The following is a 14,032-nucleotide window of genomic DNA, read 5'->3' on the forward strand; positions in this document are numbered from 1 at the left end:
TGAACTCCAGAAATCGGGGAAATCCTCTCACTACGTAGTTTTTTCGTATGGCCGGAGCGAGGCAGGACAGAAAACACCCCACGGTTAATCGGAATCTGCCTCGTCCGACACTACATATTGTATGGCTAACACCTTAAACCGGCACAACGTATATCATTACCCCCTGAAGCGGTGGAGTAGAGGGGTAATCACCGTGTTATCCGACATTACTAACTGAGCCTTGTATCTAATCCTGTGGGCAGGTCAGAACGTTTATTGCTTCCAGAGGGAATGGAGGAAACATGGGTGTTAAATTTCGCACCTGATGACGTGTGTCATAGCTGCTATAGCCCTGTTTGTATTAATGTCATATTGACTCTTTATCGTACGGGTGGTAATGATTTGTTACACTCATAATATAACAGGCAGCATATGACTCTTCTGGTGACAGCTGAATGTGTTGACGATCTGTTAAACGATGTCCACCAGGCGATCCTGACTAACGGACTCTGGAATACTCCCACTAAAGGAGCAAATATTGAGATTCTGGGAGCCTACCTGATTCTCACCGATCCTCGCCGCAGAATAAGCAGGACAGAATCCCGCGGTAAAATTATCAGCTGTCTGGGGGAATTGCTGTGGTACCTCTCAGCCCAGAACGATCTCGATTTCATCCGGCACTTCATACCTCGCTACGTAAAATACGCTGAATCCGATGGCAGAATACACGGGGGATATGGTCCGAGATTATTTAGTATGCACGGGCGGTATAATCAGCTGGAAAATGTCATCAGTCTGCTGCAGGAGAAAAGAACTACTCGACGCGCACTGATACAACTGTTTGATGCCTCAGATCTGGTTAAGGATAATCCAGAACAGAAAGAATATGCCGATATTCCGTGCACAATATCGTTGCAATTTATTGTCAGACAAGACGCACTGCATCTTTTTGTCTGTATGCGCTCTAACGATGCCTTTATGGGCTTACCGCATGATGTGTTCGCCTTCACGATGTTGCAGGAACTGGTCGCCCGCCTCACCGGGTGCAAACTAGGCCATTATCATCACTTCGTCTCAAGCCTCCATATCTATGAAGAACATTTTGAACAAGTAAAAGCGCTACAGCAAGAAGGCTTTATGAGTACCTTGCCGATGATGGGTGATATGCCTGAAATTCAATCCTTAAAGGACATTACAGTCATTCTTGAAGCAGAAAAGGCTCTGCGGGAAAACAAGGAATTTGATATCGATACTATGCCCCTGAGTGACTACTGGAAGGATCTGCTGCGCGTGATAAAGACCCATTTTTTGTTGCGTTCACATACGTCGGCACACGATGAGCTGGCCCGCCAAGAGCTGACTGCACTGAATAATCAGGAATACCGATTTATTTTTGACGGGAAAATATAATGAACAGACACAGTCAGGCCAGCCAGCTGGTCGCCGCTCTTCAAAACTTCAGTCGCGATGAACATCCCCTGAACGGACTGAGTTCTCCGGCTCACTATAATGTATTAGCCTTTCAGATTATCGACAGTATTCGTCGCATTCGTTATATGGCAACTCTGACATCACGAACCGATTATATGAATCCGCTAAGAAAAGAGCCGAACTCAGATTTATTTGATCCTCTTCGTGCTGCGTGTCTGCATCTGCGTGACAACAACTATGACGAAGCCTGCTGGTTGGTTTTCCTGGCCACGCATTTTGGTCGGAGTAATAAAACTGGCTGGGTTTTGTGCCGCGATATTTACAGTGGACTGGGTACCCAGACGTGGACATGGGATGCCATAACGGACGACTTTGATGCTTTCGAACAGTGGTTTGCCACCGTTTCTGATGAGCTGACTCTACACAGCAGTCTCATGCAGTATGGTAACCACCGCAAATATGAAACGAAAAAATATCATTCACGTCGTTCTATACCTGTCGTTTTTCGTTCTTATCTCGGTTTCATCGGTGCAACATACAGCCACGAGGCCCGGTTTGCAGAAGCAAGGAGTCTCGCGGTTACACCTGCTACTCTTTTCGAATTGCTGTATTCAGGCCTGAATGCGGTAGTTTCATTCGGACGAACCGCCCGATTTGATTACCTGACTATGCTAAGAAAAACCGGGCTCATCGAGGCAGAACCGGGGCATGCTTTTTTGAAGGGAGCTACCGGCCCTCTTCAGGGAAGCCGGCTGCTGTTCAGTAACAGCCGGAGCGCCGGTGACAGACTTGAGGCTCTGAATGATAAACTGGCAGAGCTTGCTGAAATTATCCCTGCACCTTATCTAAGGATGCAGGTCATTGAAGACGCACTGTGTAACTGGCAGAAGTCACCTGATCGCTACGTCTATTTTGGCGGCTGAGCTTATACGATATCTTCTTTACTGAATCTCACCTTAAGCCGGTTAAGGTGAGAAAAAGGAATGTTGCCCTCATGCTGTAAGTACCCGAGCACAATCCCTTTTGATACGCCCATTTTCCGGGCCGTGCGGACGATGTCCCGCCAGTGGCGAACACCATAGCGCCTGAGTTGCTGCCTGTATTCTTCCGGAATGAGGACGTCTACCGCAAACGTATCTGCTTCTTTTTCCTCTTTTGTCGTCAGACCTTCTTTACCTTCCGCACGGACCCGCACTGCCTCATGCAGAATGAGATGCCCGATCTCATGAAACAGCGTAAACCAGAAATGGTCATCGGTGAGATAGCGGAAACTCATGACTAGCGTGGCGCGGTCTGGAGTGAAAAAGCAGGTGGCACCACTGGCCCGGCATCCCCTGGGCGTGGGCAGCACGATTAGCGAAACCCCGGCAGTCGCGAGAAGCCGGCGAATATGGGGGATAAAAATGCCCATATCAGGTTCGTTTGTTGCTCTGCGAAGTTCCGGCAAAAGCGCCTGCAGTACCTTTTTATTCCATTCTGCACAGACCTGCTTTGCACTCAGCTGTTCTGCTCGGGTCAGCCATACCAGATCTGCGACAGGCTCAGTCGTCAGATTCAGTGATTTACGAAAGGCGACCAGTGGAGCATCAGAATGTATTTTGTGAAAAAACTCACTCACGGAGTGTATACCGAAGAACGACAGACAGTGCCGGAATTTACTTTCCCGCGTTGCGGTTCTCGGGATCCAGCCAAACTCCATCATATCGTGTACGGGCAATGATTCCAGCCAGTCGCTGTTCACTTTCTGGATATGTTCTATTTGCTGGCGATAAGCATCTTCACGCCTGATCCAGAAGTCTGTCGATACGCTGAACAGCTCTTCGAGTTTGTCGGCCAGGGACGGATTCAGTCGGAGTTTCCCTTCAAGAAGTTGCTGACCCCGATCAAGGGACAAGCCTATCTTCTTACTCAGCTCCTCATCAGAAATCCCGTGTTCATCCATCAGATCTATAATCGTATCACCGGGTGGAGATACCCAGTCAGGCTGGAAGTCCTGCGTTACCATCATTTCACATCACCTATGAACACTAACCGTATCCGGCTGACCTGGGACCAGTCAATCGTATTGTCTTGATTTTTGGGCTGAATTGTATTCCCGCAAACAAATCCCATTTTTTTATCGCCGAAAAGGGTAATTGTAATACACTCTTCCCCTTCCTCAAAGCATACCTCCGGCGAACCAACGGGCAACGCTAATATGTTGTCCGCCACGGTGATATCGGAAAGGCGCGCGCGTAGCCTAGATGCCAGTTTTTCACCAAGGTTCTCATTTGCATTGTGCATACTCTCACAAAGAGCTCTTAACTTTTTGCTTTGAAAGGTAATGAACAAGGTTATCCACTTTTAATTTTTCTCATTGCTACATTTATAGCAAACTTACCCTTCAACCACAAAATGCGATGCGCCATCGCAATGGACTCAGCATATATTTAATGTTAATGATAGCGCTTAAAATTACGGATACGCAGCGGGAATCATGAAAGATAACCATCAAGAAACCGAAGCACTGAAAGATGTGTTTGCTGAAATGCAACGGCAGGATGCCAAATGGGGAGCAGACCGCAATCTGGATCCTTTCATCTGGGGTGCCATCCTTGGGGAGGAAGTGGGAGAGTTTCATCAGGCCGTTCTCCATGACCGTTTTGGGGGAAAAGCAGCCGGTACCAGTAGAGAAGAAGCGGTGCAGATTGCTGCGGTTGCGCTGCAAATCATCGAATATTACGATCGCGTACAAACCCGCTGACCCCTGTATCATCACCGGCCATTGTCCTCCTGGCATCGCCTCGTCTTTTTTCTGCGCTCCTTGACCGCGAGGAATGAGTGTCATCTTCTTAAGACGGGTCTGGACGTCATGCTTGGTCCACAGGACGTTGCCCTGTACCAGAACAGTCGCGCCTTGACCACACAGGAACGCCTTAAGCCAGCATGCCATCATATGGACCGCAAGCCTTTACAGAAGACGGCGCTCCGGCCCCCAGAAATACTTACTGGTTTTTGGTCATTCGGCCCCAGGCATTATCAATTCTCTGCAGACACTCATTGAACAAATCAGTCCAGGCTTCACTGAGCCCATCCTGTTGATCAGAGCGTAACTGTCGATCATAACTAGATCATTGATTTTTTTCCGAAGAAGGGCCTCCTCGTGCAAGGGGTGTGAGCAATACCCATTGCGATCTCGCATCGTCTATAAAGTTTTCCAGGCAACTCATCATCGCATCAAATGACTGCTTCCTGGTTGGTCAACTGGGGCAACCAACTTCGCGCCACGACGGAGGCCGCAATGGCCGTCACAACCATTACTCCGTCCAGCAGCGTGCCCAACGCTATGCAAGAGAAGTACGAATGCGTCTCGCAGGTCAGGTATATATGTAATGACAAGCCTTTACTTCAGCGTAAAGGCCCGTATCGATGGTTTGTCTACTGTTTATTATTCGTTGTTTTAGTGGCTGAGGAAGCACTACCTGATGATTGACTGGGAACTGGCTGCATTTTCGGCATCGTTGCGCCATGTTTCTCAATGCTAGAGTTTGATACTTTAACCATCATAGGTGATATTGCACCATCTCCGATACGAACTGCTTTGTAATTATTTGAACTCATTACTATGCTCCTTATTTATTCACGGCTATTGGACGAAGTTGTGGAAGGTTGCTGATTAGACCCTTCAGATGATTGCTGAGGAGCGGCTGCGGTAGGGATCGCCTGCATTTGAGGAACATTTGCACCATTTCCTACAAATACGCGCTGCATGGAGGGAATAGGGGCTCCATCCATCACGGCTGAAACTGACTGTATTGTCTTAGACTTATCGTTCAAGCTAGCTCCTATCCTTAACTTATTCTTTGGGGGAACCTGCAGATGACTGTGAGTCAATCGCAGGTGTATCTGGCTGATTCGTTGGTTTTACTGGTTGCATGAATTGAACCGTAGCACCTTTATCGATAGGTACTTTTTGCATCACTGGCGGTGGCAACCCATCGTTATTAATTTGCTGCGTTTTTTTTACCATATCGCTTTTGCTAACCTCTGCTCTTCTATCAAAGTTGATCACACCAAATGTGATGACCGAGATTATAGCTAGAACAAAAAAACCACCTGAGAATCTGTTCACCCAACTCAAAACCTTTGATATTAGGCTTACTTTTCCAAAAATACTTTCATCTTCTTCAATATAATATTTATGAGCAATTTCTAGCTCAGCCCTTAGTGCTGCATTACTAATCAAGAAACTAAATATAGTTGCTAATATTGCACATCCAAATAATGCCCATGCGGAGTAAAGCAGCCAAATATGTGCTGTTTGACCTTGAGGGGCTATATCTTTAAAGACAGTTAATGAGATGGCAAGGCCAGCAGATGATAGCGTCAGAATGTTCTTATCATAGTTGTCAGTATTAGAGAGCTCACGCTTATCAACTTCTGCTTTGTAAGTTGCGAAAATTGCTGTTGCCTGAGCTCGCTGCTCTTCAGTCCTTGCCACTTATCAATTCCTTTAGCTGAACTTAACGAATTTATTCGACTGCGATAACAGTGACGCTGCATAGCTTTTGGTTTCCTCGCTGTACTTTGAACTTTGCATAACATCGGAGGCTATCGTCTCCAACTCAGCACCAGTTTGCTTACCTGTACGAGCTTGGGCAACCACGGAAGCAGCAAGCTTCTTCTTAATTTCAGAGGAATTTTCATTTTGTAGAGCTTTCGCTGCTTGAGAGGCGAGCTTAGGTGAGGATTTCTTTTTGTTGATAGACATAGAATATCTCCGAGAGAAATACAATATATTGACAGCATAAGAACAATTACAACCACATATAGTAGTGAAGAAAAACATTAATAACAACGTCATTGCAAAGACTGATTGTGATTCAGATCATAGAAGCACTGTTTCTATAAACAGTGCTTTGAGTCTTGAAGCAGGGCTAACCTTCGCCACATACTGCTGTGGCATTGACTTCCATTACATTCATCAAAAAAATCAGATAGTTAGTATTTGGTGTCGCTTCAATCCAACTCCGCCAATCATGATTGGACAGTGATAGGGCACCACTAGCAATAACAGGAATTTAACAGTCTCAGCAGAACACCGACCAGACGGTGTGGAGACCCAAAGAGATACGCAAAGCAGCCTTGGATCTCTAGTGATATGAAAACTCACTTTTGCGGGCTTTTTTGTTCCTGCCCTATGTACTTTGTTCGCCACGCGCCAATAAGTCCTATTTCTTTCACTATTGCTAGTTCCCAAACCTCATGTCTGCTTTTTCAGCCATAACTGATGTGAATGGCAGTTATGAGCGTGGAGCAGATGTTCGGAATGCATACTTACATCGAGGTGTCTTAAGCAACGGGGAGCAGGTCACAAACTCCTCATTACTTACCCCAGTCTCAATATTTAAATAATTATCAATAAATTACGATCTCAATTTTTAATTGTTGCCAGAGAAATTCTTATTAAATAATAGGCAGGCCGCAGGAAGGTTCGTATAAATTTTTAACTCAAGCTTATTTTATTTTGATTTATCAAGTCGCCAAGAAAAAATGAGTATTTAGCGAGCGAAAAGAATTTACATCGATTATGGTATTATAGAGCTTCTTTACTAATGATTTTCGTGACTCTGAAGATATTTCAGATTTAAAATCTTTAAATATATTTTTAGCATTAACCCCTGCAAAGTAGTCGGCATATTTTCTATCTTGGCATTCCATTAAATGCACCGTAATTATAGGAAAATCAGGGCCAAATTTTTTACAGATACTGAACTTTAAATGCTCAACAAATGCTTGATGTACTTGGGCTTCAGTTTGGCACCGTATATCTCAATATCTCCCATAAATTCAATGTATTGTGACACTAAAAGCCCGCGGCAGGGGACGAGCTAAGGGAGGTCCAGGCCCAAAGGGCCGAATTGCTTGCACTCGTAAAGCTTAACCGGCATTAGCCCTACAAAGAAGTTTCTGAAGTTCATTCACTGTCTTTTCAACCAAATTATCGTATGTGCTTGGCCCATACCTTTCGGCCATAAAAACAGTAGCGTCATCAAATTCAATAATGCATTTAGTACGCTCTCCCTTCATCGGTAAAATATTGCAAGGAGCAGCTAAGACACTCGATTTTAAATGCCCATCAATAACAGCCTCGTACTTATCTAATACACCAAATTCAGCGTGCACACTAAGAACTATTCCTCTATAGCCAAGACCGTAATTTCCGTCGGCAAATGGATGGGGTTGTTCAAATTCTAACGGCGTTAGTGTTGCTATAAGGTGCTTTTCGTTACTTATAACTCTTTCATTTTTAGGTTTATATTCCCTTTGTGAGTTAGCACTACCATTCCATGAGATGTCTACGCTTTCTCCACGAACAGTAACAAATCCAGTATTACCATTAGCATTCAAAGCCCCCTTATGGGACATATTTGCTATTATTTTATGGCCTTCATACTCAAATTCAGCATAAGTTTCATACACTACAGCAGGATATTTTCCGTCAATCGGTCTTGGTTGCTCATAATCCGTTGGTACTAAATATGCTTCAGACATTTTTATTTCCTCAAAAATGAAATCTTTCTTGGGGAGCTTAGTCGCCTAACGCCCGCCTCAACTGCCAGAGGCTATTGGTGCGTTTTTGCACATAAGGTGACAGTGGCCGGTGGTCACATTGCAAGCGATTGTTATAAACTTGAGCTTCGACTTACTGATTTATTATTTTCAGGCTGGTCCAAGTTAAGTACCTAAATTAGCGTTATTTTCCTTCATCAGCAACAAATATATGTGCATGATCATTTGCTCAGGAAGAGCCTGTTTTATGGTTAAAGCAAATAACGCTGTGTATTCGTCCAGATGTGCAACGAATGTCCGGTTTTGGCTGTGAGTTCAACGGGTCGACGCAACGCTATCCTTAAACAAGGGGGGACGTTGCCATGAAACGAAGAACGCGCATTTACTACACGCCAGAACAGAAAGCGATTATCTGGGACAGGTATAAGCAAGGTGATTCCCTGCATGATATCGCCAGAATGTTCGACAGATATCACTCTTCTGTTATGCCCACTATTCACCAAACTGGTGGTTATCGCCCTTCTGTCAGAAAGCGACACCGGCTGGCTCTTTCACTTGATGAAAGAGAGGAAATATCCAGGGGGCTGGTAGCAAAAAGTAGCATCAGGGACATCGCCGACAAATTATCAAGAGCCCCTTCAACTATTAGCCGCGAGATCAAAAGGCATGGAGGTGCAAAACATTACCGAGCTGCAAAAGCGGATAAGGACGCGTGGGACAGTGCCCTGAGGCCAAAACCTTGCAAGCTAATTGGATGCCCCGCATTGTGTAAAATCATTGCAGAGAAGATGTATCAGGACTGGTCGCCGGAACAAATCGCCGGTTGGCTTAAACGCTGTTATCCGGATAATCAGGAAATGCAGGTGTCACACGAAACGATTTATAAAACGCTTTTTATACAAACCCGGGGAGCTTTAAAAAAAGAGCTGCAGCAGTGCCTAAGAAGCGGGAGAGTAGTACGTAAATCCAGAACGACATCACTTAAAGGAAAGGGATTAGGCTCAATACCGGATGCAATACCCATCAGCGAAAGGCCATCTGATGTTGCAGACAGAGCTATACCAGGTCACTGGGAGGGAGACCTAATACAGGGCTCTAAAAACTCATATATTGTCACGATGGTAGAACGCCATTCCCGCTTTGTTATGCTTGCCAAAATCAGTGATAACAAGACAGCCACAGTCATATCCGCACTAATCAAACAAGCCCGGCAGCTGCCTGTTGAACTTTATAAAACATTAACTTGGGATCGAGGGGCGGAAATGACTAATCACACCCTTTTTACTGTAGCAACAGAAATTGAGGTCTATTTTTGTGATCCACAATCTCCCTGGCAACGCGGCTCCAATGAAAATACGAACAGATTGCTTAGGCAGTATTTTCCAAAAGGAACTGACTTATCGGTTCACAGCCAGCAAAGACTAAACAGTGTTGCCAGGCAGCTCAACGAGAGGCCAAGAAAAACGCTAGACTATGAATCACCCGCAGAGCGTTTTAACCAATGTGTTGCATCCATCGGTTGAACTCACAGCACACAGTAGACAAACACGTGACGCTGAAGGTCTGCTGAGAGCGAGGAGCGGACCTTCATCAGAAACTGCTCACAATAAGCTACAGCTCATCAGACTCAGTTAATTTTAATCAATGCCTGGCTGACCAAGCCAGGCTAACAGAATGCTTTCGATTCAGAAGTTAGTTTGCCGCTTTACAGTCAGCATCGCGGATATTTTCACCGCGGATGATTTTTCCATAGATTTCCGCACTGAGTTTTGGTGTACGCTTCTGGGTATCATAGTCCACGTATATCATGCCAAAGCGGCTTTTATAGCCACTCAACCATTCCAGATTGTCATGACTGGACCAGACGTGATAACCCTGTACATTAGCCCCCCTTGCAATCGACTCCTTCATTGCATGGATGTGGTCTACCAGATACAGGCAGCGGTTTACATCGTTCACTTTTCCATTCGTCAACTGATCTTCACCCTCAAACCCTGCACCATTTTCTGTAATGATGACCGGTGGATTGCCGTACTCATCACGCACGCGCTCAAGCAGGGCGGAAAACTGATCGGGTCTTACTGCGCCATTGAAGGCGAGCTTTTCATTTTTCGGGAAGATTATTTCGGGCGAATAGACTTCTGAAGCATTTTTCTGATGGCGAATAAAGAAAGGTGCATAGTAATTAATGCCCAGAAAACCCAAGCCCGCATCATGAATGCGTTCTGCATCTCCGGGCTGGACGTCAATATTCAGGTGTCGGTCTGCTGCCAGCTTGAGTACATCGGCCGGATAGCTTCCTTTGTACATGGCATCAAGGAACCAGCGATTAAGAATGCCGTCAACAAGTCTGGCATCAGCTTTGTCTTCATCCGATGCGTTCTCTGTCGTCAGTACCGGGAAAAATGGCAGAGCAATTCCCAGCCGGCCTTTGTAGCCTTTTACTTTAAAACTCTCCGCTGCTGCTGCGGAGGCCAGCAGAATATGGTTATAGGACTTCAGGGAAGTTTCGAGATAGGGACCAGCAGGAACAATAGGAGGGAGTGTAAGCTCCTCACCTTTCAGCCGCTTCTCGGCCATGATTTTTGTTGCAACTTCAACGGTTGGTTCATTAATCAGTACAAACTGGTCAACCTGATCGGAGAAGTTAGCAAAGATAACCTCAGCATAACGTTGAAACCATTCCACCGACTCCCGGTTTTCCCATCCTCCCGCAGCAGACAGCGACTCAGGCATATCCCAGTGATACAGAGTTACCAGAGGCTTTATTCCAGCAGCCTCTAAGTCGGTAATGAACTGCCGATAGTGCGCAACCGCACTCAGATTTACGGGCCCCTGCCCGTCCGGGATAATACGTGTCCAGGCGATAGAGAAGCGGTAGCTGTTCAGGCCGAGCTCTTTAAACAGCTGGATATCTTTTAGGTACTGATCACGGTCGTAAAAGTTTATAGCAACGCTCCCCGATATGCCGGGGCCGGCCAGGTGCTTCTCATCAAGATAGTAATCCCATACAGACCGGCCTTTACCGTCTTTATTTGTTGCTCCCTCAACCTGATAGGCAGCAGAAGCTGCCCCCCACAGAAAATTATCAGGAACGTCAGCTGCAGTGGCCATGTTCATCACTGCAGTCATACCTAACGCCAGCATTCCGTTTTTCATCGCTTACTCCTCTTTTGACATAATCAGGCTAACGAAAAATTTTATGATGTCCCGACGGGTAAAACCGGGACGGGCATCATGTATAGCAGCAATATATCATCAACAGATGATATATTGCGTGAGCGTTTTCTTTTTTACGGGTTTGCCTGCATACATCGCCGGTCTCTTTGAGACGCCACCTGCTAAAAGCATGGCGCACTTATGCGACAGGTCAGTGGTTCAGGAATGTTCAGAGACAACGAACAGACGTATAGCCTCATCAGCAATATCAGAGGAAAGAGAGGTGGATTGAGGGGCATCCGGATCGATCAGACCTGGAGTGATCAAAGGCAACGAAATTGCTGAAATCATTAATGCAAAAGTCAGCGAGGGTTGATTACTTCTGATGATGCCTTTCTCCATCGCCAGTCTGATGACGGGCAGACAGCTGTCACGAAACGGCGTAACCAGATGCAGGAGAAGGTATTCAAGCCGTTCGTCGCCCCTCGCCGCCTCGTTCAGCAGCAGCGAGGGAAACTCTGGAATTTCCACGCTGATAGCGGTCAGGTGGCGGATAAACCGGCGAAACCCTTCAGCTGGATTGATACTGAACGAGTGTTCAATTGCACTGATTTCTTCAAGATGATGCCGTTGCTTATCCAGCAGATGTTCAAGAACCGCATTCCAGAGATCGGATTTTGAACCGAAAAGGCGCGCCACCAGAGCCATATCCACACCGGCTTCAGCTGCGATTTTTCGTAAAGATGTACCGTCATAACCATTTTGTGAAAAAAAACGTGTAGCTACGGGAAGAAGCGCATCCCGCCCTGATACTGCCCCGCCGGGGCGGCGACCCCGTACTGAAGGTCTGCTTTCTTGTGAGCTCATGTGATTCCGTTTTTGATAAGCACCGGACCAGGCCGGTGCTTTTTACTGATCAAAATACCATGCCCATTTTACTCACAACCGGGATCTGAAGGTAACTGTCATATTTTCCACCAAAATGAATGATATGCCGGCCTGCATTCCGGCTCACCGGGGTAGCTACCTGCTGTTCACTGACAAATGGCAGAAGCGTTGACGCCGGACCGCCGAGGGAAATACGTTTAATTTTCTCACCTGGCATAAAGGTTCCTCCGGAAGCTGGCAGTTCAATGACGGCAGAGCCAAACCCCATGTCAATACTTGTGGGTATTGGGCGGTGTGCGGCAATGGTCAGCACCAGTTTTTCACCTGCATGATAAAGCATGCTCATCGGCCAGATACCTATTTCCACAGGTACAATCTCCCCAGCGTGCAGCTTCTCTTCACGGGTGTGCGTGTGGAATGGCTCTGTTTCAGTTGACAGCTTGGGATCAAGCGCGCGCTGGGAAACCCTCAGTAGACCGGATGCGACCACCGGACCTTTCACGCCTTCTCCCAGCAGACGTTCAAACGGTTTTCCGTCTTTACTTCGTTTCTCAACGCCAACCTCAAGCTCCATATCATCAGCCCCCTGGGCTTCAACCCAGAGCTTCAGTTTCATGTAGCCTGTGAGCTCTGTATCCTGCGTGAAGGTAAAGTGAAGCTCCGTTTTCCCTTCACCGGAAACGTCATAGGACAGAGACGCCGGTATGTTCTGACCCAGAGGGCTGAGCTGCGCGCCGGAAGTAATAAACATTTTTTTCAGATGAGTATGGGGCAGTGGCCAGCTGTCTTCAGTCCGGTCAACAATATCTGTACCGCCGTCATCCAGGACGCAGATACGCACGCGAGGGGTGTTTTCCCAGCCATTGTTATGGCCCTTGAGATAATGGTCAAAAAATGCCAGAAGCTCCTGCGAATAGGCGGGCGTATAAAAATCCAGCCATTCGTTTGTGTTATTAACCCGCAGCCATTTTTCTTCTGAAGCTATCTGACGGTAACCGGCAAACGATCCGTGGGTATGAGCGTGATTGGTATAGCTTGCGACAACGTACGCCGGGATGCTGATACGCTCAAGCCTTGCCTTTTTGTCTTCCCAGTAGGCATCCATCAGCTGTTTTTCCACTATCATCCGGGGCTGATCTTCGACAAGGTTCTCACCGGCGAAAGATTTCAGTATGACTTCAGGAAATGCTGGCGCAGGTATTCCTCCACGATTGCCCGTCTCTCTGAAATGATCGACAAACCCTTCCCAGGGCGCGATAGCCGTGAGATGAGGAGGCTGCTCGGCTGCAATAAACCACTGCGAGACGGCAAGCCAGGAGTTTCCTGCCATCCCCACTTTTCCACTTGACCAGGACTGCTGCGCGGCCCATTCAATAAAATCATAACCGTCTTCAGCCAGCTGCCGTCCCCAGTAAGAGATATGACCTTCAGATTTATAAGCCCCACGTGGATCTGGATTCAGAATAACGTAGCCTTCGTTGACCCAGAAAGCCGGATCGGGGCCTTCAAACTTCTGAAGTTCTGAGACCCACTCCAGCGGCACGCCGGAGCGCTCGTGTATATCATCCAGCCACTGACCGCCTATCTCTTTTCCATAGGGACTCCATGCTACCAGGGCCGGGTATTTCCCTTCCGCTACCGGGCGGAACACATCCGTATAAATGGTTGTACCGTCACGCATTTTAAGCGCAACGTCCCGCTCAAAAATGATGTCACAGGGCAGTGGTTTTGCCCCCTCACGCCGGATGGTCCCTTTTTTTAGCAGAGTCGTGCCGGGAGAAAATCCGGGATAGCGAGCGCGGGGAGCATTAAGAGGCAGCGGACGCCGATACCAGACAGAATAAGCGCTGTCGCCATAAATTTTTGTATTTTGCACGATACGATTCCCGTTTGTACTGCCGCTCTGAGCAAATGCCAGTCGCGGCATCATCATATGTGTAACGGCCATTCCCACTGCACCCGCCAGTAGCGAGCGTCGTGAAACTTCCGGGCCAGCTGGTTTCACTTTATTCATCACACCCTC

The 14,032-nt window shown here is 47.0% G+C and carries 13 protein-coding genes; 4 read left to right on the forward strand and 9 right to left on the reverse strand.

What is annotated here, in order from left to right; translation table 11 throughout:
• The first annotated feature begins 411 nt into the window (after positions 1–411).
• Together ACL2XQ_RS09395 and ACL2XQ_RS09400 are read left to right on the forward strand one after the other, a co-directional pair.
• The gene (locus tag ACL2XQ_RS09395) at positions 412–1,389 is read left to right on the forward strand and encodes a thymidylate synthase (protein WP_187514480.1); all 978 of its coding nucleotides are present in this window, start codon (positions 412–414) and stop codon (positions 1,387–1,389) included.
• The gene (locus ACL2XQ_RS09400) at positions 1,389–2,333 is read left to right on the forward strand and encodes a hypothetical protein (protein ID WP_187514479.1); all 945 of its coding nucleotides are present in this window, start codon (positions 1,389–1,391) and stop codon (positions 2,331–2,333) included. The genes ACL2XQ_RS09395 and ACL2XQ_RS09400 overlap by 1 nt, the downstream gene beginning before the upstream one ends.
• A 2-nt stretch (positions 2,334–2,335) precedes the next feature.
• On the opposite strand, the gene ACL2XQ_RS09405 is transcribed toward ACL2XQ_RS09400, so the two are convergent.
• Positions 2,336–3,418, reverse strand: coding sequence for an ImmA/IrrE family metallo-endopeptidase (locus ACL2XQ_RS09405; RefSeq protein WP_187514478.1), 1,083 nt, complete (start codon positions 3,416–3,418; stop codon positions 2,336–2,338).
• Entirely contained in the window at positions 3,415–3,741 is a 327-nt protein-coding gene (locus ACL2XQ_RS09410; RefSeq protein ID WP_262409238.1) for a killer suppression protein HigA, read from the reverse strand. The genes ACL2XQ_RS09405 and ACL2XQ_RS09410 overlap by 4 nt, the downstream gene beginning before the upstream one ends.
• A gap of 145 nt (positions 3,742–3,886) precedes the next feature.
• Between ACL2XQ_RS09410 and ACL2XQ_RS09415 the strand changes: the two genes are divergently transcribed.
• Positions 3,887–4,153 carry a MazG-like family protein gene (locus ACL2XQ_RS09415; RefSeq protein ID WP_187514477.1) on the forward strand — a complete coding sequence of 89 codons (267 nt, stop codon included), beginning with the start codon at positions 3,887–3,889 and terminating at the stop codon, positions 4,151–4,153.
• A 674-nt stretch (positions 4,154–4,827) separates the two neighbouring features.
• On the opposite strand, the gene ACL2XQ_RS09420 is transcribed toward ACL2XQ_RS09415, so the two are convergent.
• The 4 genes from ACL2XQ_RS09420 to ACL2XQ_RS09435 all read right to left on the reverse strand — a co-directional run bounded on the left by ACL2XQ_RS09420 (position 4,828) and on the right by ACL2XQ_RS09435 (position 7,944).
• Entirely contained in the window at positions 4,828–5,010 is a 183-nt protein-coding gene (locus tag ACL2XQ_RS09420; RefSeq protein WP_187514476.1) for a hypothetical protein, read from the reverse strand.
• 235 nt (positions 5,011–5,245) lie between these two features.
• Positions 5,246–5,890 (reverse strand): hypothetical protein, encoded by a 645-nt coding sequence (locus ACL2XQ_RS09425; RefSeq protein WP_187514475.1) that lies wholly within the window; start codon positions 5,888–5,890, stop codon positions 5,246–5,248.
• A gap of 12 nt (positions 5,891–5,902) precedes the next feature.
• Positions 5,903–6,160: a hypothetical protein gene (locus ACL2XQ_RS09430; protein WP_187514474.1), complete on the reverse strand. Its 258-nt coding sequence runs from the start codon at positions 6,158–6,160 to the stop codon at positions 5,903–5,905.
• A 1,169-nt stretch (positions 6,161–7,329) separates the two neighbouring features.
• Positions 7,330–7,944, reverse strand: coding sequence for a hypothetical protein (locus tag ACL2XQ_RS09435; protein WP_187514473.1), 615 nt, complete (start codon positions 7,942–7,944; stop codon positions 7,330–7,332).
• 380 nt (positions 7,945–8,324) lie between these two features.
• Between ACL2XQ_RS09435 and ACL2XQ_RS09440 the strand changes: the two genes are divergently transcribed.
• A complete protein-coding gene (locus ACL2XQ_RS09440; RefSeq protein WP_013203711.1) occupies positions 8,325–9,485 on the forward strand; it encodes an IS30 family transposase in 1,161 nt (386 codons plus the stop codon).
• 169 nt (positions 9,486–9,654) lie between these two features.
• On the opposite strand, the gene ACL2XQ_RS09445 is transcribed toward ACL2XQ_RS09440, so the two are convergent.
• From ACL2XQ_RS09445 to ACL2XQ_RS09455, 3 genes are all read right to left on the reverse strand, one after another.
• Complete coding sequence (locus tag ACL2XQ_RS09445; RefSeq protein ID WP_208294505.1) at positions 9,655–11,121, reverse strand: glycoside hydrolase family 1 protein; 1,467 nt, start codon at positions 11,119–11,121, stop codon at positions 9,655–9,657.
• Positions 11,122–11,340: 219 nt separating this feature from the next.
• Entirely contained in the window at positions 11,341–11,988 is a 648-nt protein-coding gene (locus tag ACL2XQ_RS09450) for a TetR/AcrR family transcriptional regulator (protein ID WP_133824184.1), read from the reverse strand.
• Positions 11,989–12,037: 49 nt separating this feature from the next.
• On the reverse strand, positions 12,038–14,023 hold the full coding sequence (locus ACL2XQ_RS09455; protein WP_133824185.1) for a CocE/NonD family hydrolase: 1,986 nt from the start codon (positions 14,021–14,023) through the stop codon (positions 12,038–12,040).
• Positions 14,024–14,032 lie beyond the last annotated feature (9 nt).

Source organism: Sodalis sp. RH14, from assembly GCF_047324285.1.
Classification (GTDB): Bacteria; Pseudomonadota; Gammaproteobacteria; order Enterobacterales; family Enterobacteriaceae; genus Acerihabitans.